This window comes from Amycolatopsis nivea (genome assembly GCF_004522235.1).
Classification (GTDB): Bacteria; Actinomycetota; Actinomycetes; order Mycobacteriales; family Pseudonocardiaceae; genus Amycolatopsis; species Amycolatopsis nivea.
Window position 1 is genome coordinate 14331 of the sequence record NZ_SDLT01000035.1, and the last position, 24271, is coordinate 38601.

The 24271-nt window shown below is 70.4% G+C and carries 21 protein-coding genes; 11 read left to right on the top strand and 10 right to left on the bottom strand.

Annotation, left to right across the window (positions count from 1 at the left end; genetic code table 11):
* Positions 1–3 precede the first annotated feature (3 nt).
* Positions 4–1434, bottom strand: a complete 1431-nt coding sequence (locus tag EIZ44_RS32495; RefSeq protein WP_134732968.1) for a S8 family peptidase — start codon at positions 1432–1434, stop codon at positions 4–6.
* A 510-nt stretch (positions 1435–1944) separates the two neighbouring features.
* Between EIZ44_RS32495 and EIZ44_RS32500 the strand changes: the two genes are divergently transcribed.
* The 6 genes from EIZ44_RS32500 to EIZ44_RS32525 all read left to right on the top strand — a co-directional run bounded on the left by EIZ44_RS32500 (position 1945) and on the right by EIZ44_RS32525 (position 9037).
* Positions 1945–5277, top strand: coding sequence for a translation initiation factor IF-2 N-terminal domain-containing protein (locus EIZ44_RS32500; RefSeq protein ID WP_134732970.1), 3333 nt, complete (start codon positions 1945–1947; stop codon positions 5275–5277).
* Positions 5278–5438: 161 nt separating this feature from the next.
* Positions 5439–5753, top strand: coding sequence for a 50S ribosomal protein L21 (rplU, locus tag EIZ44_RS32505; protein ID WP_037813760.1), 315 nt, complete (start codon positions 5439–5441; stop codon positions 5751–5753).
* Positions 5754–5799: 46 nt separating this feature from the next.
* The gene (rpmA, locus tag EIZ44_RS32510; RefSeq protein ID WP_009081082.1) at positions 5800–6057 is read left to right on the top strand and encodes a 50S ribosomal protein L27; all 258 of its coding nucleotides are present in this window, start codon (positions 5800–5802) and stop codon (positions 6055–6057) included.
* Between the two features lie 126 nt (positions 6058–6183).
* Positions 6184–7707, top strand: coding sequence for a GTPase ObgE (gene obgE, locus EIZ44_RS32515; RefSeq protein WP_134732972.1), 1524 nt, complete (start codon positions 6184–6186; stop codon positions 7705–7707).
* Positions 7704–8810: a glutamate 5-kinase gene (gene proB / locus EIZ44_RS32520; RefSeq protein WP_134732974.1), complete on the top strand. Its 1107-nt coding sequence runs from the start codon at positions 7704–7706 to the stop codon at positions 8808–8810. The genes obgE and proB overlap by 4 nt, the downstream gene beginning before the upstream one ends.
* Before the next feature lie 59 nt (positions 8811–8869).
* A complete protein-coding gene (locus tag EIZ44_RS32525) occupies positions 8870–9037 on the top strand; it encodes a PUA domain-containing protein (RefSeq protein ID WP_439098631.1) in 168 nt (55 codons plus the stop codon).
* Here EIZ44_RS32525 and EIZ44_RS32530 read toward each other — a convergent pair.
* Positions 9034–9657: a TetR/AcrR family transcriptional regulator gene (locus EIZ44_RS32530; RefSeq protein WP_037813743.1), complete on the bottom strand. Its 624-nt coding sequence runs from the start codon at positions 9655–9657 to the stop codon at positions 9034–9036. The two genes, EIZ44_RS32525 and EIZ44_RS32530, sit on opposite strands and share 4 nt — an antisense overlap.
* Before the next feature lie 64 nt (positions 9658–9721).
* Here EIZ44_RS32530 and EIZ44_RS32535 point away from each other — a divergent pair, with 64 nt between their 5' ends.
* On the top strand, positions 9722–10993 hold the full coding sequence (locus EIZ44_RS32535; RefSeq protein WP_240691477.1) for an FAD-dependent oxidoreductase: 1272 nt from the start codon (positions 9722–9724) through the stop codon (positions 10991–10993).
* Positions 10994–10995: 2 nt separating this feature from the next.
* Here the strand turns inward: EIZ44_RS32535 and EIZ44_RS32540 are convergent, their stop codons facing one another.
* Genes EIZ44_RS32540 through EIZ44_RS32560 form a run of 5 tightly spaced genes read right to left on the bottom strand, consistent with a single transcriptional unit; the run spans position 10996 to position 15824 of the window.
* Positions 10996–11472 carry a hypothetical protein gene (locus EIZ44_RS32540; protein WP_134732976.1) on the bottom strand — a complete coding sequence of 159 codons (477 nt, stop codon included), beginning with the start codon at positions 11470–11472 and terminating at the stop codon, positions 10996–10998.
* Positions 11473–11500: 28 nt separating this feature from the next.
* Positions 11501–13123, bottom strand: a complete 1623-nt coding sequence (locus tag EIZ44_RS32545; protein WP_134732978.1) for an AMP-binding protein — start codon at positions 13121–13123, stop codon at positions 11501–11503.
* A 13-nt stretch (positions 13124–13136) separates the two neighbouring features.
* The gene (locus tag EIZ44_RS32550; RefSeq protein ID WP_134732980.1) at positions 13137–13871 is read right to left on the bottom strand and encodes an SDR family NAD(P)-dependent oxidoreductase; all 735 of its coding nucleotides are present in this window, start codon (positions 13869–13871) and stop codon (positions 13137–13139) included.
* Between the two features lie 10 nt (positions 13872–13881).
* Positions 13882–15027, bottom strand: a complete 1146-nt coding sequence (locus EIZ44_RS32555; RefSeq protein ID WP_037813733.1) for an acyl-CoA dehydrogenase family protein — start codon at positions 15025–15027, stop codon at positions 13882–13884.
* Positions 15028–15029: 2 nt separating this feature from the next.
* On the bottom strand, positions 15030–15824 hold the full coding sequence (locus EIZ44_RS32560) for an enoyl-CoA hydratase-related protein (protein WP_037813731.1): 795 nt from the start codon (positions 15822–15824) through the stop codon (positions 15030–15032).
* Between the two features lie 115 nt (positions 15825–15939).
* On the opposite strand from EIZ44_RS32560, the gene EIZ44_RS32565 reads away from it, so the two are divergent.
* Positions 15940–16563 (top strand): TetR/AcrR family transcriptional regulator, encoded by a 624-nt coding sequence (locus tag EIZ44_RS32565; RefSeq protein ID WP_037813729.1) that lies wholly within the window; start codon positions 15940–15942, stop codon positions 16561–16563.
* A gap of 13 nt (positions 16564–16576) precedes the next feature.
* Here EIZ44_RS32565 and argS read toward each other — a convergent pair whose 3' ends face one another.
* The 3 genes from argS to EIZ44_RS32580 form a co-directional block, all read right to left on the bottom strand.
* The gene (argS, locus tag EIZ44_RS32570) at positions 16577–18295 is read right to left on the bottom strand and encodes an arginine--tRNA ligase (RefSeq protein ID WP_134732982.1); all 1719 of its coding nucleotides are present in this window, start codon (positions 18293–18295) and stop codon (positions 16577–16579) included.
* Between the two features lie 57 nt (positions 18296–18352).
* Positions 18353–19642 (bottom strand): MFS transporter, encoded by a 1290-nt coding sequence (locus EIZ44_RS32575; RefSeq protein ID WP_037813724.1) that lies wholly within the window; start codon positions 19640–19642, stop codon positions 18353–18355.
* A 680-nt stretch (positions 19643–20322) separates the two neighbouring features.
* Positions 20323–22440, bottom strand: a complete 2118-nt coding sequence (locus EIZ44_RS32580; RefSeq protein WP_134663036.1) for a RecQ family ATP-dependent DNA helicase — start codon at positions 22438–22440, stop codon at positions 20323–20325.
* A gap of 166 nt (positions 22441–22606) precedes the next feature.
* Here EIZ44_RS32580 and nadD point away from each other — a divergent pair, with 166 nt between their 5' ends.
* The 3 genes from nadD to EIZ44_RS32595 are packed head-to-tail and all read left to right on the top strand — an operon-like array spanning position 22607 to position 24270.
* Complete coding sequence (gene nadD / locus EIZ44_RS32585; protein WP_078870493.1) at positions 22607–23206, top strand: nicotinate-nucleotide adenylyltransferase; 600 nt, start codon at positions 22607–22609, stop codon at positions 23204–23206.
* Between the two features lie 45 nt (positions 23207–23251).
* Entirely contained in the window at positions 23252–23659 is a 408-nt protein-coding gene (gene rsfS, locus EIZ44_RS32590) for a ribosome silencing factor (RefSeq protein WP_037362547.1), read from the top strand.
* On the top strand, positions 23656–24270 hold the full coding sequence (locus EIZ44_RS32595; RefSeq protein WP_043837324.1) for a histidine phosphatase family protein: 615 nt from the start codon (positions 23656–23658) through the stop codon (positions 24268–24270). Before rsfS ends, EIZ44_RS32595 begins: the two co-directional genes overlap by 4 nt.
* Position 24271: the final 1 nt, after the last annotated feature.

Consider the following 24271-nt stretch of genomic DNA (forward strand, 5'->3'; position numbering starts at 1 on the left):
GGCTCAGCGGGCCGGGCTGGGCAGTCCGTTCTGCGCGGGCGCCACCGCGGTCCGGGCGTCGACGAGGCCGTGGCCGTAGAAGCCGTTGTATCCGTCGTAGCCGGAGCAGTAGGCGTCCTGGGCGCCGTCGCCGGTGAGGTCGTAGTCGTCCGGGCACGGCATCGGCGTCGCGCGGGAGTCCAGCGCGCGGCGCAGCTCGGCGGCCGTCCACGTGGGATGCACCGACTTGAGCAGCGCCAGCACCCCGGCGACGTGCGGCGCGGCCATCGACGTCCCGCACATCGGCGCGTAACCGCCGGGAACGGTCGAAACCACGCAGCGGTCGTCGTCGCCGCCCGGGGCCGTGACATCGACCACACCCAGCCCGTACGAGCTGTAGCCCGACTTCACCCGGTCCGGGCTGATCGCCGACGCCGTCACCACGTCCCGCAGCCCGGCCGGCAGCGCCTCGCACTTCCCGGCGGCGGACGGCGAACCCGAGCGGCCCGACGGCGTGAGGTCGACCGCCTCGTTGGTCGCGGCGGCGACGTTCAGCGTGCCTTGGGAAGTCGCGTACTCCACGGCTCGCGCCAGCACCTCGTGCACCACGCCGCGGTCGTTGCCGCGCACGCAGGACAGCGACCACGGGTTCACGAACCAGCTGCTGTTGGCGATCGGCAGATGCCGCGCCGCCGACCACATGATCCCGCAGACCGCCGCCTCGGGATCTGCGTAGCCGCGGTCGTCGATCACCTTCACCGACGCGATCCGCACGCCCGGCGCGACGCCGGTGATGCCCTTGCGGTCGTCGGCCGCGGCGATGATGCCCGCGACGTGCGTGCCGTGCGCGGAGGTCGTCGGCTGCCACGCGGCCGGGCTCGGGTCCGGGACGCCAGTGAGACAACCCGCCGAATCGTCCGGGTCGATCGCTGCGGCGAGATCGGGGTGTTTCGGGTCGACACCGGAGTCCAGGACGCCGACGACCACTGAGCGGCTGCCTTCGGTGACCTGGTGCGCGGCCGGGGCGCCGATCAGGTTCATGTCCCATTGCTGCGAGGAGAGGTCCGCCGCGGGCACTCGCGCCGGGTCGCTGAGCGGGAGTGTGGCCCGAGCGGGCTGGGCGGCGGCGCCTGGCTGTTCGGCGGCCGTCCGGGTGGCTTGCGCGCTGAACGCCCGTTCCGGGCCGAGACGGTCCGCGAACGCCCGATCGGCTGACGTGACGACCGCCACGGAAACCTGCGGGTAGTAGCCGACGAGCTGCCCGCAGCCCGCGCTCGCCTGCTGGCGGGCGGAAGATTCCGGGGTCCCGCGGTCGAACGCGACGACGTAGCGCACCGCCCGCCCGCCCGAGGCGCATCCGGGGCTCGCGACGGCGGCGGGGGAGACCGCCGCGCAGCCGGCGAGGACCAGGAAGGAGCACACGGCCGCCCGCAGCGGCCGCGCCAGCACAGACACCGGACCTCCCACCGCGCGCAGGGTTGTGCCGGGCGCCCGCGCGAGCGCCCGAGCCCGCACGCTAACCACCCCGGGCCCGGCGCGACAAGCGAAGCGCGGAAGTTCGCCCGGGCGCATGATCGCGGCACGCCCGGGCGCCTGCCGCGGGACACCGACTACACCGGGTGTCCCCCCGGGTGTGGGATACTCGCGTTGGCCGCTGCGCCGACGGGCATCCCGCTCGCGTCGTGAGCGGCCCGGAGGAGTGCCGGACCGGCACCACGCGCGTCGCCCCCGGGAGGCCGGGCCAAGGTCGATGTCGTGGCGGGTGGCCCGGGGGTCGCGAGCAGGCCGGCACCCCGCCGAGCAGACCAGGAACCGAGCGGCCGCCGACCCGGCGGACCGCACGGCTGCCAGCAGGATTCCCGCCGCTGGTCACCACCACGGCGGGCACGGAACAGAAAGGGCCCCTGCGCGGCCGCGTCACCACCGGTGCGAACCGGCTGACGCGCCCGGGGGCGGAGGAGACATATGTCGAACGCGGACACACCCGCCGATCAGACCGGCGGGAATACCGTCGCACCCACGACCAGCAGGCTGGGCGAGCTGCCGCCGCGCATCCGCGTGCACGCGCTGGCGAAGCTGCTCGGCCTGAGCAGCCGCGACCTGCTCGGCAAGCTCGCCGAGCTGGGGGAGAGCCCCCGCAGCGCCCAGTCGAGCGTGACCAAGGAGGTCGCGCACCGCGTCGCGGTCATCCTCGACGCGGAGGCCGCGGGCGAGACCGGCGAAGCCGCCGAGACCGCCGTCGGCGCTGCCCCGGAGACCGCCGCCCCGGGCGCCGCCGAGCAGGCCAGCGACCAGGCGACCGCGGGAGCCCAGGTCGGCGATGCCGCCCAGACGGCCGCGGCCTCGGACGCCGCCGAGCAGGGCGGCGTTTCGCAGGAGAACGAGGCCCCGGAAGCCACCCAGGGTGCTGCAGCTCAGGCCACCGCGTCTCCGGAAGCGGCCGCCGACCAGGGCACTGCTTCGAGCGAATCCGCCGCCCCGGACGCCGCCGCGCAGGCGACGGGCACCGCGCCGGAAGCTGCCGCGAACGCGACGGGCACCGCCTCGGAAACCCCCGCGCCGGAAGCCGCCGCTGAGCAGAGCACCGCCTCGGAAGCCGCCGAGCAGCCCAGCGCCGCCGCCCCCGGCTGGTCGGCCCGCCCGTTCTCGGCCGAATCCGCCGAACCGGAAGCCGCTCAGGAGTCGGGCGAGAAGCGCACCCGGACCCGTCGCTCGCGCCGCGCCGTCGCGCCCGCGATCCCGGCCGACCAGCAGGAAACCGAGCAGGCCACCCCGGCCCGCGGCCCGGTGCACGTGCCGGTCTTCGCCGCGCCCTCGCCGGTCTTCCTGCCGCCCGAGCCCGCGCAGCAGACGCGGAGCAAGCCCGAGCCGCTGTTCGGCGTCGGCGAGGCTCCGGCGCAGGCCGAGCGTCCCGACCGCACCGCCGAAACCGCTGAGGAAGACACCTCCGGCGAAGCCCGCGACGAGCGTTCCGACGAGGACGGCGACGACGCGAGCGGCCGCCGCCGGCGGCGTCGCGGACGTCGCGGCCGCGGCCGGGGCAAGGGCGGCGACGAGGCCCAGTCCGAGAACGAGGACGAAACCTCCGAAGACCAGCAGGACAAAGGTGCCAAAGACGGCGGCAAGGACGCCAAGGACACCAAGGACAAGACCGAAAAGCCGGACGAGGCGGGCGACGCCGAGGCGGAGTCCGACGACGACGCCGAGTCCGACGGCGGCAGCAAGCGCCGCCGCCGTCGCCGCCGTCGCAAGGGCGGGGACGACGACGGGGCCGAGACGACCGGCACCGACGACCCGCCGAACACCGTCACGCACGTCCGCCAGGCCAAGGCCGCCGAGGCCGAGCGCCCGGCGCGCGACGAGGTGCGCAGCGTCCGCGGCTCCACGCGGCTGGAGGCCAAGCGCCAGCGCCGCCGCGACGGCCGCGAGGCGGGCCGCCGCCGCGCCCCGATCCTGTCCGAGGCCGAGTTCCTCGCCCGCCGCGAGTCGGTCGAGCGCACCATGGTCGTCGCCGAGAAGGGCGACTCCACGCAGATCGCCGTGCTCGAGGACGGGGTCCTGGTCGAGCACTTCCTGACGTCGTCGGGCACCGGCTCGATCGTCGGCAACGTCTACCTCGGCCGCGTCCAGAACGTGCTGCCCAGCATGGAGGCCGCGTTCATCGACATCGGCCGCGGCCGCAACGCCGTGCTCTACGCCGGCGAGGTCGACTGGGACTCGGCCGGGCTGGAAGGCAAGGCGCGCAAGATCGAGCAGGCGCTCTCCACCGGCGACAGCGTCCTGGTGCAGGTCACCAAGGACCCGGTCGGGCACAAGGGCGCCCGGCTCACCACGCAGATCTCGCTGCCCGGCCGCTTCCTCGTCTACGTCCCCGCGGGCGGGGCCACCGGCATCTCCCGCAAGCTGCCGGAGAACGAGCGGCGCAGGCTCAAGGACATCCTCAAGCGGATCGTCCCGGAGGACGCGGGCGTCATCATCCGCACCGCGTCGGAAGGCATCGGCGAGGAGGAGCTGGGCCGCGACGTCGACCGGCTCAAGGCGCAGTGGGACGTCATCAAGGACAAGGCGGCGGCCGCTTCCGGCAAGAAGGGCAGCGCGCCGACCATGCTCTACGAAGAGCCGGACCTGCTGGTCAAGGTCGTGCGGGACCTCTTCACCGAGGACTTCGTCAAGCTGGAGGTCCAGGGCAGCCGGTCCTGGGACACGATCAACGACTACGTCCAGCACGTCGCGCCCGACCTCGCCGACCGGCTCAAGCGCTACACCGGCACCGGCGACGCGTTCGCCGACCACCGGATCGACGAGCAGATCACCAAGGCGCTCGACCGCAAGGTCTGGCTGCCCTCGGGCGGCTACCTGGTCATCGACCGCACCGAGGCGATGACCGTCATCGACGTCAACACCGGCAAGTTCACCGGCTCGGGCGGCAACCTCGAGGAGACGGTGACCCGCAACAACCTGGAGTCGGCGGAGGAGATCGTCCGCCAGCTGCGGCTGCGGGACATCGGCGGCATCATCGTCATCGACTTCATCGACATGGTGCTCGAGTCCAACCGCGAGCTGGTGCTGCGCAGGCTCACCGAATGCCTCGGCCGGGACCGCACGCGGCACCAGGTGGCCGAGGTCACGTCGCTCGGCCTGGTGCAGATGACGCGCAAGAAGATCGGCACCGGGCTGCTCGAGGCGTTCTCCACGCCGTGCGAGCACTGCAAGGGCCGCGGCGTCGTCGTGTCCACCGAACCGCAGCGCACCGGCGGCGGCAACGGGAACGGCCACAACGGCGGCAACGGGCACAACGGCCACAGCCACGGCGGCGGCGACACCAAGAGCTCGCGGCGCAACCGCGGCCGCGGCAAGGGCGAGGAGCAGCACTCCGAGCCCAAGCCGGAGCAGGCCGCCCCGGCCCCGACTCCGGTGCAGCGCGAATCCGTGGTGTCGGCGGTGCAGGCCATGGCCAACGCGTCCAAGGCGAAGCACGAGCACCACGCTCCAGAAGCCGAAGCGAAGGACCAGGAGACGGCCAAGCAGCCGGTCGAGCAGGCCGCCGCGCCGGACAAGGCCGAGGACAAGACGGAGGCCCCGGCCGCCGTCCAGCAGCCGGAAGCGAAGCAGCCGGAGCCCGCGGCCAGCCAGGCCGCGCCGGAGGCGGAAGCCCCGAAGGAGGCCGCGGAAGCGGACTCCGGCGAAGAACCCGAGGTCGACGTCCCGGCCCCGGCCGTGCGCAGCACCCGGCGCCGTCCGCGCCGCGCAGCTTCGCGCCCGGCAGGGCCGCCGGTGAAGGCTTCGGACCAGAGTTGATCCACCACGGGTACCCCGGGTGCAGCAGCGCCCGGGGCCTCCCGTAACCTGTAGTACGGCTCATCGCAAGCATGAGTTGCTGCGCGAGCACCTGGACCGTCTTCGGGCGGGCCGGCCGCGCCAGCCCCCTAACCCATTGTCGAGTAATGCAGGAGACATCCGTGTCGGCGTACGCGATCGTCAAGACCGGCGGCAAGCAGTACAAGGTGGCCGTCGGCGACGTCGTCGAGGTCGAGAAGCTCGAGGGCGAGCCGGGCACCGAGCACACCTTTCCCGCCGTGCTGTTCGTGGACGGTGGCGAGGTCACCACGGACGCCGACGCGTTGGCGAAGGTCTCGGTCATCGGCAAGGTCGTCGAGCAGACCAAGGGTCCGAAGATCCGGATCCACAAGTTCAAGAACAAGACCGGCTACCACAAGCGCCAGGGTCACCGGCAGAAGCTGACCCGCGTCGAGGTCACCGGCATCTCCAAGTAGTTCTTCGGATCTTCGGGACTGAAGCTTTCAAGAAGGGGCATGAGCGATGGCTCACAAGAAGGGTGCGTCCAGCTCCCGCAACGGTCGTGATTCGAACGCCCAGCGACTGGGCGTGAAGCGCTTCGGCGGCCAGGAGGTGAACGCGGGCGAGATCCTGATCCGCCAGCGGGGCACCAAGTTCCACCCGGGCGTGAACGTCGGCCGTGGCGGCGACGACACGCTGTTCGCGCTCGCCGCCGGTGCGGTCGAGTTCGGCTCGAAGCGCGGCCGCAAGACGGTCAACATCGTGCCAGTCGAGGCCTGATTCTCGGTCTCGATAGCGTCAGAACCTCCAAGCGAGGGGTGGGACCGGAATAACTCCGGCACCACCCCTCGTTTGTTTTTGTCCGGATACTTTTTCGCACCATCGCACGTGAAGTGAGGCAGAACCATGGCGTCCCGGTTCGTGGACCGCGCGGTCATCCATCTGACCGCCGGGGACGGGGGAAACGGCTGTGCCTCGGTGCACCGCGAAAAGTTCAAGCCGCTCGGCGGCCCGGACGGCGGCAACGGCGGCAACGGCGGTGACGTCACCCTCGTCGTCGACGCCAACGTGCACACCCTCCTCGACTTCCACTTCCGCCCGCACGCCCGCGCCGGCAACGGCAAAATGGGCATGGGCAGCAACCGCAACGGCGCCGCCGGCGAGGGCCTGGAGATGAAGGTCCCGCCGGGCACCGTCGTGTTCACCGAGGACGGCGAACTCGTCGCGGACCTCACCAGCCCTGGCACGCGGTTCATCGCCGCGCAGGGCGGCCGCGGCGGGCTCGGCAACGCCGCGCTCGCGTCGAAGGCCCGCAAGGCACCGGGGTTCGCGCTGCTCGGCGAGCCCGGCGAGAGCCGGAACCTCGTGCTGGAGCTGCGGTCGGTCGCCGACGTCGGCCTGCTCGGGTTCCCGTCCGCGGGCAAGTCGTCGCTGATTTCCGTGCTGTCCGCGGCGAAGCCGAAGATCGCCGACTACCCGTTCACCACGCTCGTGCCGAACCTCGGCGTCATCACCGCCGGGTCGTCGGTCTTCACGATGGCCGACGTGCCGGGCCTGATCCCGGGCGCGTCCGAGGGCCGCGGGCTCGGCCTGGACTTCCTGCGCCACATCGAACGCTGCGCCGTGCTGGTGCACGTGGTCGACTGCGCGACGCTGGAGCCGGGCCGCGATCCGCTGTCCGATGTGGACGCTCTCGAGGAGGAGCTGGCCCGCTACACGCCGGGGCTGGGCGGCAAGCTCGAGGAACGCCCGCGCGTGGTGGTGCTGAACAAGATCGACATCCCGGAAGCGGCCGAGCTGGCCGAGTTCGTGCGTCCCGACCTGGAGGCGCGCGGGCTGCGCGTGTTCGAGGTCTCGACCGCGTCGCGCAAGGGCCTGAAGGAGCTGACCTTCGCGCTGGCGGAGGTCGTCGAGACCTATCGCGAAGCGCAGCCGGTGCTGGAGCCGGAGAAGATCGTGCTGCACCCGCTCGCGATCGACGACAGCGGGTTCACCGTCGAACGCGACCCGGAGGAAGAGGGCGGGTTCATCGTCCGCGGTGCGCGCCCGGAGCGGTGGATCCGGCAGACGAACTTCGCCAACGACGAGGCCGTCGGCTACCTGGCGGACCGGCTCAACCGGCTCGGCGTCGAGGAAGCGCTGGCGAAGAACGGCGCCCGCCCGGGCAGCCCGGTCACCATCGGCGACATCCAGTTCGAATGGCAGCCCTCCACTCCGGGTGTGGCGGTGCACCTGTCCGGCCGCGGCACGGACGTCCGGCTGGAGCGCACCGACCGCGTCAGCGCGTCCGACCGCAAGGAAGCCCGCCGGATCCGCCGCGACGGCACCGGCGAGGACGAGGACCTGGTCGACGAGGAGACCACCCCGTCCATCGATGCCGAACTGGACGACGTGTGGGACGACGAGGAGCAGGCGGAGCGCGACCGGTGAGCGGCACGCGCCAGGAGATCGCGGAAGCCCGCCGGCTGGTCGTCAAGGTCGGTTCCTCGGCACTGACGACCGCGGGCAGCGGGCTCGACGTTGCCCGGCTCGACGCCCTGGTGGACGCCATCGCGGACCGCGTGGCCCGCGACGCGCAGATCGTCCTCGTGTCCTCGGGCGCGATCGGCGCCGGGCTCGCGCCGTTGAAGCTGGGCAAGCGCCCGCGCGACCTGGCCACCCAGCAGGCCGCGGCGAGCGTCGGGCAGCTCGCGCTGGCGCACGCGTACGCGGAATCGTTCGGCCGCTACTCCCTGACCGTCGGCCAGGTGCTGCTCACTTCCGACGATGTCGTCCGCCGCTCGCACTACCGCAACGCGCAGCGCACGTTCTCCCGGCTGCTCGCGCTCGGCGCGGTGCCGGTCGTGAACGAGAACGACACCGTTGCCACGCAAGAGATCCGCTTCGGCGACAACGACCGGCTCGCTGCCCTCGTGGCGCACCTCGTCGGCGCCGACGCGCTGGTCCTGCTGTCCGATGTGGACGGTCTGTACGACGGCGACCCGCGAGACGGCGCGACCCGCAAGATCACCGAGGTGCGCGGCGAGTCCGATGTGGAGGGCATCGCGGTCGGCATGTCGTCCTCGGGCCTCGGCACCGGCGGCATGGTCTCGAAACTTTCCGCCGCACGCACCGCGGCCGGCGCCGGAATCCCGGTGTTGCTGGCCGCCGCCGCCGACGCCGGAGACGCCCTGCGCGAGGCGAACGTGGGCACCGCGTTCGCGCCCGCCGACACCCGCCTGTCGGCCCGCCGCTTCTGGCTCGGGTACGCCGCAGACACCTCCGGCCGCCTCCGCCTGGACGACGGCGCCGTGCGAGCGATCTTGCGCCGCCGGTCGCTGCTGGCGGCGGGAATCACCGGTTTGGACGGTGATTTCGAGGCCGGTGACGTGGTCGATCTGGTGGATTCGGCGGATGTCCCGGTGGCGCGTGGCGTGGTCGGGTTCGATGCGGGGGAGTTGCCTGCGTTGATCGGCCGGTCGAGTCATGAGGTCCCGGTGGAGCATCGCCGGGAGGTTGTGCACGCGGATGACCTCGTGCCGTTGCGCCGCTAAGACCCCGAGAGGCACTGAGCTGCGCGGGCTGGTTCTGTACGAAGGACGACCGCGGCGCCGTGCGAGCGATCCTGCGCCGCCGGTCACTGCTGGCGGCGGGAATCACCGGTTTGGACGGCGATTTTGAGGCCGGTGACGTGGTCGATCTGGTGGATTCGGCGGATGTCCCGGTGGAGCATCGCCGGGAGGTTGTGCACGCGGATGACCTCGTTCCGTTGCGCCGCTAAGACCCCGAGAGATGCCGAGCCACGCGAGCGAGCTGCTCCGCGTAATACTCCACAAAGGACTCTGACGACGGATCCTCCCCGGTAAGCGCCTCGGCGATCCGGGGGAGCGACGTCGGCGCGCTCGCCGCCGCCATCAGCATCAGCAGCAGCGTCCGAGGGTCCACATCGGACGGGAAGTCGCCCGCTTCCTGCCGCGCCCGCATGTACTTGAGCTGCCCCCGCAGGAACTCGCGCTGCGACTCCGCCCCCGCCTCGCTCGGGGCGCCCTCGGCCATGTTCTCCCGCAGGAACAACCGCGCCTGGTCCTGGTCGGAGAGCCCGCTCCTGGCGAAATCCGCGACCACGTCCGCGAGCGGGCGGTCCGGCGTGGTCATCGCGGAGAACCCGGCGAACGGTTCGCTCGCCACCTCCGCGTACAGGCCTTCCTTGCCGCCGAAGTAGTACGAGATCAGCTGCTTGTTCACCCCCGCGCGCTGCGCGATGTCGCTCACCCGCGCGGCCGCGTACCCCTTGCTGCCGAACTCGGCCTTGGCCGCCTCGAAAATGCGGGCCTTCGTGCGCTCGGGATCGCGCTGGCGCTCGCCGGGGCGCGGCGCGCGGCGCGGGGTGGTCTCGGACACCTGGGCAGCCTAACCGACGCATTAATCATCCTGAAGGTTGACACAATCATCCGCGAGGATGATTATGGAGACCGACCGAGAGGGGATGACCGTGAAAAAGATCAAGGTCGCAGTGGTAGGCGGCGGCACCGGCGGGTTGTGCCTCGCGCACGGCCTGTCGCGGGCCGGAGTCGAGGTGGCGGTGTACGAGCGCAGCCGCACCCGGACCGAGCGCTTGCAGGGTTACCGCGTGCACATCGCGCCGATGGGCTCGGCCGCGCTGCATGATTGCCTCCCGCCTGCGGCGTGGGAACAGTTCCTGGCCACGACGGGGGTCAGCGAAGGCACATTCGGCTTCGTCACCGAGAAGATGCGCGAGTTGGCGGCCTTCGACGCTCCGCCCAGCGCTGACCCGACCGCCGCGCACCATTCGGTCAGCCGGATTTCGATGCACCAGGTCCTGTCGTCCGGATTGGACGGAATCCTCTGGTACGACAAGGAATTCGTGCGCTACGAGACCGATTCGAAGGGCGTCGGCCTGCACTTCGCGGATGGCACGACCGCCGAGGCGGACCTGGTCGTCGGTGCGGACGGTGCGAGCTCCCGGGTCCGTGCGCAGCTGTTGCCGCACGCGAAGCGCGTGGATACCGGAATCCGGACTGTCATCGGCAAATTCCCGCTGACCGAAGCGGCTCGCACGCAGCTTCCGCGGCAACTCGCGACGGCCCCGACGCTCGTGTTGCCCCCGCCCGGCTGCGGGATGTTCACCGCGCCGCACGAGTTTCCAGCGGCTTCGGTCAACGACGAGACCGCGGTCGTCGACCCGGTGCTGTTCGACAACACCAGCAGCTACGTGATGTGGTCCTACGGCGCGAAAGCCGATCGCTTCCCGGCCGATCTCGCCGAACTGGACGGTCCCGTCCTCCGTTCGCTGATCCTGGACCGGATCCGCGACTGGCATCCGGCGTTCAGCCGGCTGGTGCGGGATTCGCCGGACGGCACGGTGAGCATGCTGCTGATCCGCACGTCGGTGCCGGTTCGCGACTGGGAGACCGGCCCGGTCACCCTGCTCGGTGACGCCGTGCACAGCATGACGCCGTTCCGCGGCATCGGCGCGAACATCGCTCTGCGCGATGCACAAGTGTTGTGCCGCAACCTTTCCCATGGCGGCGACATGACCGCTGCGGTCGCCGATTACGAGCGGCAGATGCGGAAGTGCGCGTACCCGCAAGTGCGTGGTTCGCTCCGCAGCGCTAAGCAGTTCGTGACGGAAAGCCGGTTCAGCCGCGGGATGACACGCGCGTCGATGACCGCGCTGGGAGCGGCCCTCTCGCTGCGACGGAAACTGCGCGGCTGACGTCAGCCCGCGCCGTACCAGCGTCCGCCCGGTGGCATGGCGTACTCCGTGTACAGAAGGGCAGCCAGGGTTTGCCAGCCGGCTTTGTCGGCGGTGAACGTCCGGCCGCCCGGCGCGATCAGCACAGCCCGGCCGTTCGCGTCGGCGACCAGCGAAATCGGTATCCGGTACTCGTCGTAGTCGTGCCGCACGAGCCAGCGCCACCCGATCGTGAACCGGCGGCGCGCGGACACCGGATACCGCACGTCGAGGTCGGAAACCCCGGTGCCCGCGATCGTCCACAGCGGAGTGACGCGAAGTCCGGCGAGATGCACGAGCTGCGGTTTCTTGCCGTCCGGTTCGAAGCGATAGTACGGCCGCCTGCACCAGCGCTCCCACCGCAGCCGCCGTCGTTCGCGGCGGATCGGACCGTGCAGCCGGGACCGTGCTTCCTCCAGCAGCGCGAGGGCACGGGCGTAGTCGGGATCGTTGCGGGACACGAGATTCTCCCCTCTCTCGCGCCCGAAGCTACTGACCCGGCCGGGGACCGGTCCCGCTCTGCTTGTCCAACAGCGACCGGAGCTGGAACTTCTGGATCTTGCCGCTGGCAGTCCGCGGGAGTTCCGGAAACAGTTCCACGCGCTCCGGCCAGTACTGCTTGGCGACGCCCTTTTCGGCGAGAAAACCGCGCAGCTTCTCCAGATCCAGGTGCGCGCCGGGTTTCAGCACGAGACAGGCGCACGCGCGTTCCTGAAGCCGCGGATCGGGGACCGCGACCACCGCGACCGCTTCGACGTCCGGATGTTCGTAAAGGACGTTCTCCACATACGCGACCGGGATGTTCTCGCCGCCGCGGATGATCACGTCCTTGGTGCGGCCGGCGATGCGGAGGTAGCCGTCGGCGTCGATGGTCGCGAGGTCGCCGGTGTCGAACCACTCGCCGGTGAAACTCTCGCGGGCCAGTTCGAGCCGTTCGGCGTAGCCGACGAACAGGAACGGCCCGGCGACCTGCAGGCGGCCCTCCGCGCCCGGCGGCAGTTCGGCCCCGTCCGCGTCGACGGTCCGGATCCGCATTCCGGGCCACGGATAACCGTCGGTGTCGATCAGCTTGTCGTCCGGATCGCCCGGGATGCCGAGCGTGACCAGCGCGTCTTCGCTCTGCCCCCAGCCGCCGAGCACGACGAGACCGGGCAGTTTCTGCCGCGCCTGCCGTACGAGCGCGCGGGGGATCGGTGCGCCCATGCAGCAGAACCGTTGCAGGGAACTGAGATCGTGGTCGGCGAGATTCGGCGCGGACAGCAGGTCGTGCAGGAACGGCGTGGCGGCCGAGGTGTAGGTGATGCCGTGCTCGGCGACCAGTTCCACGAACCGCGCGGCATCCCACACGTCTTGCAGCACGCAGGTCGCGCCGTTCTGCACGCCGAGCCTCGCGCCGTAAAGGAAACCGGTGAGATGCGCGAGCGTCGACGCCATGTGCAGGACGCTGTCGGAGGTGATGCCGAGCCGGTCGGGGAGCGGGTTGTTCGCGGCGACGGCCGTGTTGTGCGTGTGCATCACGCCCTTGGGCTCGCCGGTGGTGCCGGAGGTGAAGATCAGCAGGGTGACGTCGTTGGGATCAGGCCGCCACGACGGCAGCTCGTGCCGCTCTTCCCAAGGGGTCGCGGCGAACTCGTCCCAGGACGACCCGACCACCAGCACGTGCTCCAGGTCCGGCCACCGCGGACGGAGCCGCTCCGCCATCGCCGGATAGTCGAAACCGCGGAATTCCCGCGGCACCACCAGGATTTTCGACTTCGCGAGCGCCACCATGAAGCCGACCTCGCGGTCCCGGTAGATCGGGATGAGCGGATTGCTGACCGCGCCGATCCGGCTCGCCGCGTAGTGCACGACGATCCACTCGATCCGGTTCGGCAGCTGGAAGGACACGACGTCGCCAGGCCGGACGCCCAGTTCCAGCAGCCCGAGCGCGCACCGGTCGACCTCCTGTTTGAGCTGGCCGAACGTGACGCTGCGCTGCGAATCGACGAACGCGGTCTTGTCCGGCGCGGCCGCCGCGGCGTCGTCGAGATAGTCGGTGATGGTGCGGTTCGCCCAGTACCCGGCGCGGGTGTGGGCTTCGATCGTCTCGTCGTCGAGGATCGTCGCGAACATGGCGGGCTCCGGGTCAGCTCATGGTGAGGCCGCCGCTGACGCTGACGGTCTGGCCGGTGACGTAGGCGGCCTCGTCGGAGGCCAGGAAGGCGACCACGTTCGCGATGTCGGACGGCTGCGCGAGCCGCCGGAACGGGATGGCTTTCGTCAGTGCTTCGCGCAGCTTCGGGTTGTCGCCGCCGAGCGAGGCGAACAGTTCGGTGTCCGCGGGACCAGGGCAGACGACGTTGGCGTTGACCGTGCTGCGCGCCAGTTCCCGGGCGATCGACTTCGTGAACGCGATGATGCCGCCCTTCGCCGCCGAGTACACCGCCTCGCCCGACGAGCCGACGCGACCGGCGTCCGAGGCGATGTTGACCACGGACCCGAAACCCTGCTCGACCATCACCGGCAGCACTTCCCGGCAGGTGTTGAGCACGCCGTAGAGATTGATCTGCACGACGCGGTCCCAATCGGCGCGGTCGGACTCGACGAACGGACCCGCCTTGTCCCAGCCGGCGTTGTTGACCAGCACGTCGATCCGGCCGAACTGCGCGCGAACCTGCTCGACCGCGCCGGCGACGGATTCGGGGGAGGTGACGTCGGTCTTCACGCCGATCCCGCCGATCGCGGCCGCGGTTTCCTTCGCGGTGGTCTCGTTGATGTCGCTGACCACGACGGTCGCGCCCTCGGCGGCCAGCTTCTCGGCGATACCTCGGCCGATGCCCTGGCCCGCGCCGGTCACGATGACGACTTTGTCCTTGAGCATGGTGCTCTCCTTAGGGTGCGTAGGCGCGGCCGAGCAGGTTGCGCGCGATGACGAGCTTCGACACCTGCGCGGTGCCGTCGCCGATTTCGAGGCCGATCACGTCGCGAAGCCGTTGACCGACCGGGCTTTCGCTGGAGTACCCGAGGTGCCCGAACGTCAGCAGGCACTGGTGGATGGTCTCGGCGGCGAGCTTCGGCGCCCAGAACTTCGCCATCGCGGCCTCGGTGCTGTGCTCGGCGTCGTTGTCCTTGCGCCACAACGCCTCGTAACAGACGTGCCGGGCGCCGCGCAGGTACGTCGCCTGCTCAGCGAGCGGGAACGCGACGCCCTGAAAGGTGCCGATCGGACTGCCGAACGCTTCGCGGTCGCGAGACCACTGCAACGCCTCGTCGAGAGAAACCTGCGCTGCGCCAAGGCAGGCGAGCCCGATGATCGCGCGCGAGTAGTCGAAACCTTGCATCACGGAGACGAACCCCTGGCCTTCTCCGCCGACCAACGCTTCCTTCGGGACGGGCAGCCCGTCGAAGTGCAGGGAAGCGCGGCCGATCGCCCGGCTGCCGAGGTCGTCGAACGCTGCCCGCGAGACGTACGCGTCGTCCAGTTCGACCCAGAACGCACTGACGCCGCGAGCGCCCGGGCCGCCGGTGCGGGCGAGCACGAGCGCGACGTCGGCGGACATGCCCAAGGTGATCGACGTTTTCTCGCCGGTGAGCCGCCAGCCGTCGCCGTCCGGTTCGGCCTTCATCTCCAGCTTCGCGGCGTCGGTGCCGTGTCCGGGTTCGGTGATGCAGAACGCAGGCACGACCTCGCCGGACGCGATCGGCGGCAGCCACGCGGCCTGCTGCTCCTCGGTCGCGTTGCGGGTGAGGATGTCGCTGACCAGCGCGCTGACGATGATCAGGTAAGCCGCGTTGAAGTCGCCGCGCGCGACCTCTTCGGCCGCCATCCCGGCGACAATCGCGCTGGCCTCCTGGCCGCCGTGCCGTTCCGGGATGCGCAAGCCAGTCAGGCCCATCGAGGCCAGGTCCGCGACGAGCTGGGGTCGCAGCTTCGCCGCCTTGTCGTCGGATTGGTAATGCGGTGCAAGGACTTTCGTTGCGAACCGGCGCAGCTCGTGCCGGTAAGCGTCCTCGTCGCCGGTGAAGGTGAAGTCCATGGTCAGTGCCAGTTCACGTGCGAGACGAAGTCCGGCTTGCGCTTCTCCGCAAACGCTTGCGCACCCTCCAAGCCTTCCGGCGAGGCAGTGAACAGGTCGAGCGCGGACATGGCCAAATTGGACAGTCCGGCCTGGTGGTCGGTGTCCGCGTTGAAGGACTGCTTGAGAAAGCGCAGTGCGGTCGGGCTTTTCTCGGCGGCTTCGCCGGCCCACGCCTTGGCGGTCTTGAGCAGTTCGCCCGGCGGGACGACGGCGTTGACCAGACCCATCCGCTCCGCCTCGGCCGCGTCGTACTGGCGGCAGAAGAACCAGATCTCGCGCGCCTTCTTCTCGCCGACGACCCGAGCGAGATAAGCCGAGCCGAACCCGGCGTCGAACGACCCGACCCGCGGACCGGCCTGGCCGAACCGCGCGGTCTCGCTGGCGATCGTGACGTCGCACAGGACGTGCAGCACGTGCCCGCCGCCGACCGCGACGCCGTTGACCGCGGCGATCACCGGCTTCGGGATGTCGCGGATGAGCTTGTGCAGGTTGCCGATCTCGAACATGCCGCTCTCGGTCGGGCCGTAGTCGCCGGTCTCCGCGCGCTGTTTGACGTCGCCGCCGGTGCAGAACGCTTTCTCGCCGGCGCCGGTGAGGATCACCGCCTGCACGTGCTTGTCCGCCCACGCCAAGCGGAACGCCTTGATCAGCTCGTCGACCGTCCGCCCGCGGAAGGCGTTGTAGCGCTCCGGCCGGTCGATCGTGACGACCGCGGCCGGACCGTCGATCTCGTACCGGATGTCCTCGAACTCCATCGTTCGCTCCCGTCTGTCGTCTGACCACGGTGACAAAATTTGACTGTCGAGTCAAGAGTTGAACTTACAGTCAACCGGTAGGCTTCCGGGACAGCGGAAAACCGGGAGGAGCAGGATGGGCGCGGTGAAACCGCCGTCCGAGCGCGTGCGGCGCAAGCGGGGCAAGCGGATCCAGGAGATCCTGACGGCGGCGGCCGAACTGTTCGGCGAACGCGGCTACGACGCGGTGAGCCTGGAGCACGTCGCCGAGCGCCTGGACGTCACGAAGGGCTCGCTGTACTACTACTTCTCCAGCAAGGACGAGCTGGGCACAGCGGCGATCGAGACGCTCGGCGACGAGTGGACGGCCCGGCTGGAGCAGTTGCTCGACCGCACCGAGGGCACGCCGGAAGCCCGGCTGCGCGCGCTGATCCACGAACACGTCACGATCGCGGTCAACGACTATCCGGCGGCGCTGCGGCTGTTCTTGATGCCGCGCGAGTGGCCGAGCGCGCAACGCGAGCGCATCAAGGAACTCCGCCTCCGCCACGACGCGCTTTTCCGCGCGCTGATCGAGGAGGGCGTGGCGAGCGGCGAGTTCACCGTCACCAGCGTCGACACCGTGCTGCAGTGCATGCACGCCGCGATGAGCCAGGCGCCGACGTGGTGCGGTGAACTGCCGTCCGCCGCGCGGGGGAAAGCCGTGGACGAGGTCGCCGATACATTGCTGGCGCTCGTCCACATCGGACAGTCCGGCTAGCTCGAACGGTGTGCTAGAGGCGGCGCGGGGCTTCGATGCCGAGCAACGCCAAGCCCTGCACGAGTGTGCGCGACGTGAGCGTGGCCAGCTGTACCCGCGAAGCGCGCAGCTCTGGCGTTTCCGCGATCAGCACCGGGCACTGTTCGTAGAAGCGCGAGAAGGTGACGGCGGTGTCGTACAGGTACGTACACAGCTTGTGCGGCGCGTACGCGGACGTCGCCGCGCTGATCGCTTCGCTGAACCGCAGCAGCGTCAGCGCGAGCGCGCGTTCCGCAGGCTCCTGAAGCAGGATCGGTGCGTCCTCGTCAGGCTCTCCGGCTTTGGCGAGGATCGACTCGATCCGCGCGTGCGCGTACTGCAGGTAGACGGACGTGTTGCCGTCCTTGGCGAGCATGCGGTCCCAGTCGAACACGTAGTCGCGTTCGCGGTCGCTGGAAAGGTCGGCGTACTTCACCGCGCCGATCCCGACCGCGCGCGCGACTTCCTGCTGCTCTTCCTTGCTGAGTTCGCTCCGCTCGGCAACGACTTCCGCGGCCTGCGCCACGGCTTCGTCGAGCAGGCTGGAGAGCTTGATCGTCTCGCCGGCGCGGGTGCGCATCACCTTGCCGTCCGCGCCGAGGATCGAGCCGAACCCGATGTGCTCGGCGTGCACGCCGTCGAGCCAGCCGGCCGCACGGGCCACCGCGAAGATCATCGCGAAGTGCTGCGCCTGCGGGGTGCCGACGACGTACAGCAGGTCGGTCGCGCCGCGCTCGGCGGTCCAATACCGGATGGTGGCGAGGTCGGTGGCCGCGTAGCCGTAGCCGCCGTCGCGCTTGCGGACGATCAGCGGGAGACGGTCGCCCTCGCGGTTGGTGAAGCCTTCCGGGAACACGCAGACCGCGCCGTCGCTGATTTCGGTGAGGCCGTCGGCCTCGAGTTCGTCGACGACCTCGCCCAGGTACGGGTTGTAGAAGCTTTCGCCGTAGATGTCTTCGTCGGTGAGCGTGATGCCGAGCTTGCGGTAGGCCGCGTTGAAGTGCCGTGTCGATTCGTCGACGAGTTCCTGCCAGAAAGCGAGCGTGTCCGGGTCGCCGCCCTGGAGTTTCACCACCCGCTCGCGGGAGCGGGTCGCGAACGCCTCGTCGGCGTCGAACTTCCGGCGCGCGGCCTGGTAGAACGCGTTGAGGTCGCTGCGGTCGCCGGACGGTTCGTCCAGATGATGCTCGATGAGCATGCCGAACGGCGTGCCCCAGTCGCCGAGATGGTTGTGCGGCAGCACCTCGTGCCCGACGAAGCGCAGCAACCTGCTGATCGCGTCGCCGAGCACCGTGGAACGCAGATGCCCGACGTGCATTTCCTTGGCGACGTTGGGACTGCTGTAGTCGAGCGCGACCCGGCGCGGCTGCTCGGCTTCGGCCACCCCGAGCCGGTCGTCGCGGGCCTGCTCGGCGACGCGCTGCTCGAGCCATTCCCGTCGCAGCACGAAGTTCAGGAATCCCGGCCCGGCGATCTCCGGCCGGTCGGCGACCCCGTCCAGCTCCAGGTTCTCGACGATCCCGGCCGCGACCTCGCGGGGCGGTTTGCCAAGCCGTTTGCCGAGGCTCATCGCCAGGTTGCACTGGTAGTCGACACCGTCGCGAGTGGACACCGCGATGAGGGCCGCGGACGGGTCGAGGTCGACATCGAACGCGCGGCGGAGCGCTGCCACCACGCGTCGGGCCAGTTCCTCACTAACCTCGGGCTTGCGCACGGTGTCCCTCCTTCGCGTAGTCGATCGTTGAAGCCTACCGACCGCGCGCGAGCGGGTTTACCGCAGTTCACTGCCCTTCGTTTCGGGCATCCGGAGGATCACGAAGAACGCGATCGCCGCCCCGACAGCGACGTACCAGAAGAAGGCAGTGGCAGCACCGGCCGCGGACAGCGCGCTGAGCACGAGCGGCGCGGTCCCGCCGAACACGGCGACGGTCAGGTTGTACCAGGCGCCGATGCCGAGCCCGCGGAGTTCGGTGGGGAAGAGCTCGCTCATGATCGCCGGGGCGAGCGAGGTCATCGCGGTGTAGAGCGCGAGGCCGACGCAGAACACGATGAGCAGATTCCAAAACCCGGGCCGCACGAGGTAGGAGAGCGGGACGATCACGAGTGCCGTCGCGCCGGACCAGACCAGCAGCTGAGGCCGCCGCCCGTGCCGGTCCGCGAGGGCTCCCATCGGGTACTGGAGGACGACGAAGAGCGCGGTCGCGATGGAAAGCGCGAGGAAGGTGTCGACGTCGTTCGCGCCGCGCCCCTTGACGGCGAAGGACGTGAGGGCGCTGAAGAAGGTGTAGTAGCAGAGCGTCGAGAGCATCGAGAACCCGATGAGCTGCCCGACCGCCTTGGGATGCTGGGTGATCGTGGTGAGCAACGGCCGCTCAACGCGTCGCGCGGTCTCCTTTTTCTCGTGGTACAGCTCGGTTTCCGCGAGACTGCGGCGCAACCACAGCCCGACCAGCCCAAGCACCCCGCCGAGCAGGAACGGAATCCGCCAGCCGAACGAGCTGAGGTGCGCCTTGTCCATCGTGCGGGCGAGCACGAACCCGAGCACGGTCGCGATGAGGACCGCGGACCCGGTGGAGATGTAAAAGAACGAGGAGTAGCGCCCCCGACGTTCCTTGGGCGCGACCTCGCCGAGGTACGCGGAAGCGTTGGAAACCTCGCCGCCGAGCGAAAGCCCCTGCGCGATCCGCGCGAGCAGGAGGAGAATCGGAGCCAGCCACCCGACCTGCGCGAACGTGGGCAGCAGCCCGATCGCGACCGACCCGCCCGCCATCAGCGAAATAGTGAGAATCATGGCGGGCTTGCGCCCGTGCACGTCGGCGAACCGTCCGAGCAGCACGCCGCCGAGCGGCCGGAAGAAGAACGCGAGCGCGTAAGTGGCGAACGTGTTGATCAGCGCGAGCGTTTCGTTGCCAGGAGGGAAGAACGCGCCGGCGAAGTAGATGCTGAAGGTCGCGTAGATCGTCCAGTCGAACCACTCGAGCGCATTGCCCGCACTGGCAGCGAACAACTTCCGCACCGGCAACCGATGCCGGGCAATGCCTTCGGTCGTCGAACCGGCCATCGGGCAACCTCCACACGTCCGCACGGGCGGAACGGGACTTTGCCAGAAATGCCCGGAGATCGGTAGATCTCGGGGAAGGATGGCAGTTGGTGCTTGTCCCACTGCGGTGTGTGACGCGGGATCGCGTTTGCTGCACAGGATCGTGCGGTGGTGCAGGCTGCAGAGGATCGTGCGATGGCGGAAGCTGCACAGGATCGTGCGGTGGTGAGGGCGCAGAGGGTCGTGCGATGGCGGAAGCTGCGCGGGCTCGTGCGGTGGTGCAGGCGTTGCCGCGCGGCAAATGCGCGGTGGCGCAGGCGCGCACGCCGCTTCGCGCGAGGCTGGCAGCCGGGCTGGTTGGCAGATGCTCGTCCCCGCCCCGCCCCGCCCCGCCCCGCCCCGCTTCGTTCGTGCGGCATCTCGGATCAGCCTGGCAGCCTTCGCTGTGCCTCGACCCGCGCTCGCAACCGCGGCGGGCAGCTCGTCGAGCGCGGGCTCACTTCACCCGGCTAGTCCCGGCCCGCCGCACTCGCCAGCCAGCAGCCGCCTTCGGCCATCCCAGCCAATCCCGCCTAGCCGCGAAGCCAATCTTGCCTAGCCGCTAAGCCGCCACCGCCCGGCCCCGCAGACAAGAGGGCACCCGCCAGCAACCGACCCGGCCGCCCCAGCAACCTCGCCCAGCCGCCCAGACCCAGCGCACCTCAAGCAGTGGTCGCCAACGCGAACGGCAACACCCCCTCCGCCCCGGCCCGGCGCAGCAGCCGTGCCGCCAGGGTCATCGTCCAGCCGGTGTCGATCAGGTCGTCCACCAGCAGCACCGGCCCGCGCGTCTGCGCGACGCTCGCCGCCACGTCCTCCGGCAGGCTCAACCTCCGCCACAGATCCGCCAGGCGCTGTGCGCTGTTCGCCTGTCGCGGCGGCGGTCCGGCCGACGCCAGTTCGCCCAGGTAATCCAGCCTGCCGATCGCCGACAGCCGCAGTGCGAGGCTGTCCACCAGTTGCGGCCGCGTCGCCGACGGGATCGCCACCACCGCCACCGGACGTTGCGCCCACTGCCATCCCGCGAGCACCTTCACGCACGCGTCGAACACCGAGTCGGGGACCTCTGCGTCCGGCGCGCCCGGGCCGAGCAGTTCGCGTAGCCGGCCGCCCCAGCCCACGTCCGTGAGCCTGCCCAGCACCTGTCCCGGCTCGGCCTGCTCCTCGGTTTTGATCCGGCCCGACAGCGGCACGTCGAGCCCTTTCATCCCGCTCGGCCACTGTTTGCGCGGCGCGACCTCGACCCCGGGCCGGTCCAGCCGTTCCCGCGTCGCACCCGCGATCTCGTCGGACACCGCGGTGCTCCAGTGCTCCCCGGTGCAGTTGTCGCACCGGCCGCACGGCACCGCCTCCGGATCGTCGAGCTGCCGCCGCAAATACTCCATTCGGCACCCGCCGGTGCGGATGTACCCGAGCATCGCCTCCTGCTCGGCCGCCCGTGCGACACCGACCCGGTCGTACCGCTCCCGGTCGTACTCCCATGGCTGCCCGGTGCTTTCCCAGCCGCCGCGCACCCGGCGCACCGCACCGTCCACATCGAGCACTTTCAGCACCATCTCCAGCCGAGACCGGGAAAGCTCGACCGACGGCTCCAGCGCGGCTGTCGAAAGTGGACGGTCGGCGTACGCGAGCGCGTTGAGCACCTGCGTGACGCGCAGCTCGTCCGGGAACGCGAGCGACCCGAAGTACGCCCAGATCGCCTTGTCCTCCCGTCCGGGCAGCAGCACCACCTCGGCCCGTTCGACGCCGCGGCCGGCACGGCCGACCTGCTGGTAGTACGCGATCGGCGACGACGGCGCGCCGAGGTGCACCACGAACCCGAGGTCCGGCTTGTCGAACCCCATCCCGAGCGCCGATGTCGCGACCAGCGCCTTGACCCGGTTCTCCAGCAGGTCGTCCTCCGCGGCCTGGCGGTCGGCCGGATCGGTTTTCCCGGTGTAGGCGGCCACCGGATAACCGCGGTCGGACAGCAGCGCGGCGACGTCGTGCGCGGCGGCGACGGTGAGCGTGTAGATGATGCCCGACCCCGGCAGCTCCGCTAGGTGCTCGGCGAGCCAGGCCAGCCGCGCCTCGTCGCTGGGCAGTTCGGCCACGGCCAGCCGCAGGCTTTCCCGGTCGAGCGGACCGCGCAGGACGAGCGTGTCCGTCTCGCCGCCGATGCCGAGCTGCTCGGCGACATCGGTGGCCACCCGGTCGTTCGCGGTCGCGGTGGTGGCCAGCACCGGCACGCCTTCCGGCAGGTCGCCGAGCAGCGTGCGCAGCCGCCGGTAGTCCGGCCGGAAGTCGTGGCCCCAGTCCGAAATGCAGTGCGCCTCGTCCACCACCAGCAGGCCGGCGCTGGCGGTGAGCTTCGGCAGCACGCTGTCGCGGAAGTCCGGGTTGTTGAGCCGTTCCGGGCTGACCAGCAGCACGTCGACCTCGCCCGCGGCCACCGACGCCTGGACCTGGTCCCACTCCTGCGCGTTCGCCGAGTTGATGGTGGCCGCGTGGATCCCCGCTCTGGCGGCGGCGGAGATCTGGTTGCGCATCAGGGCGAGCAGCGGCGACACGATGACCGTCGGCCCCGCTCCCTGTTCCCGCAGCAGCGCGGTGGCCAGGAAGTACACCGCCGACTTGCCCCAGCCGGTGCGCTGCACGACGAGCGCGCGCCGGTGGTGCGCGACCAGTGCCTCGATGGCGGTCCACTGGTCTTCCCGGAGGGCGGCGTTGTCTCCGGCGAGCGCCCGGAGCAGGGTCTCCGCGCGGGTCCGGAGGTCTGGGGTGGTATCGGTGATGTCCACGTCCCCCGGTCTACCCCATGCCCCCGACAATCCCGGAGCCGCCCGGACCGGAACGGACAGTTTCCAGCTAGAAACGCAGAGTTATGTGACTCATGTCACAACAGTAACCTAGCTCGCAGTCGCGACGGGGAGCCCTCGCGTGCCCGCGCGTATAGGCTCACCGGCTATGTCACCACGCCGGATCGGGGTCATGGGCGGCACCTTCGACCCCGTGCACCACGGCCACCTCGTCGCGGCCAGCGAGGTCCAGTCGCGGTTCGCGCTCGACGAGGTCATCTTCGTGCCGACCGGGCAGCCGTGGCAGAAGTCCGGCCGCCGCGTCACGCGCGCCGAGGACCGCTACCTGATGACGGTCATCGCCACCGCGTCCAACCCGGTCTTCTCGGTGAGCCGGGTCGACATCGACCGCGGCGGCCAGACCTACACCGTCGACACGCTGCGGGACCTGCACGAGGAATACCCGGACGACGAGCTGTTCTTCATCACCGGGGCCGACGCGCTCGAGCAGATCCTCACCTGGCACAAGGCCGACGAGCTGTTCGACTTCGCGCACTTCATCGGCGTCACCCGGCCGGGCTACCGGCTCAACTCGCACCATCTGCCGAGCGGCAAGGTGAGCCTGGTCGAGGTCACCGCGATGTCCATCTCGTCCACCGGATGCCGCGAACGCGTCGAGCGCGGCGAGCCGGTCTGGTACCTCGTGCCCGACGGCGTTGTGCGCTACATCGCCAAGAAGGACCTCTACCGCAAGGACGCCGAGGCCTGACCGGGTACCCTCGTCCGGGCGTACCCGAAATCTTGAAGGAGCACTGTGGCAGCGACGTCCGAGGCACGGGACCTGGCGGTGGCGGCCGCGCACGCGGCGGCGGACAAGCTGGCCAGCGACGTGGTCGTCCTGGACGTGTCCGAGCAGCTCGTGATCACCGACGCGTTCGTGATCGCGTCCGCGGCGAACGAGCGGCAGGTCGGCGCGATCGTCGACAACGTCGAGGAGAAGCTCCGCATCGAGGGGCACAAGCCGGTGCGGCGCGAAGGCGCGCGCGAGGGCCGGTGGGTGCTGCTCGACTACGTGGACGTCGTCGTGCACGTCCAGCACGCGGACGAGCGCTCGTTCTACGGCCTCGAGCGGCTGTGGAAGGACTGCCCGCGGATCGAGGTCGAAGGGCTGGCCACGGTCCCCGCCGACGACACCGGCGACGCGGACGGCCCGGAGGCGTGAGCCCGCGGCGGCTGCTGCTCTGGCGGCACGGCGAGACGGACTACAACGCCGCCGGCCGCATGCAGGGACACCTCGATTCGGCGCTGACCCCGGTCGGCTGGAACCAGGCCCGCTTCGCCGTGCCCGCGCTCGCGCGGTTCGCGCCGGAGCTGGTGATCGCGTCCGACCTGCGCCGCGCCACCGACACCGCGACGGTGCTCACCGAGGCGATCGGCGTGCCGCTGCAGATCGACAAGCGGCTGCGCGAGACGCACCTCGGCGAGTGGCAGGGCCTGACCGGGGCCGAGGTCGACGAGGGCTATCCGGGCGACCGCGAGCTGTGGCGCAGCGACGCCGCGTGGGCCCCACCGGGCGGAGAGTCCCGCGTCGAGGTGGCCGAACGCGCCGCCGAGGTGGTCGACGACCTGATGCAGCCGAACTCCGGCGCCGGGGAATCGGTCCTGCTCGCCTCGCACGGCGGCCTGATCCTCGCGCTGACGGCGAAGCTGCTCGGCCTTCCGGTCGAGGTCTGGCCGTCGCTCGGCGGGATCATGAACTGCCACTGGGTCGATCTCGGCCACCGCGAGGGGAAGTGGCGGTTGCACGCGTACAACGCGGGCATCACCGGCTGAC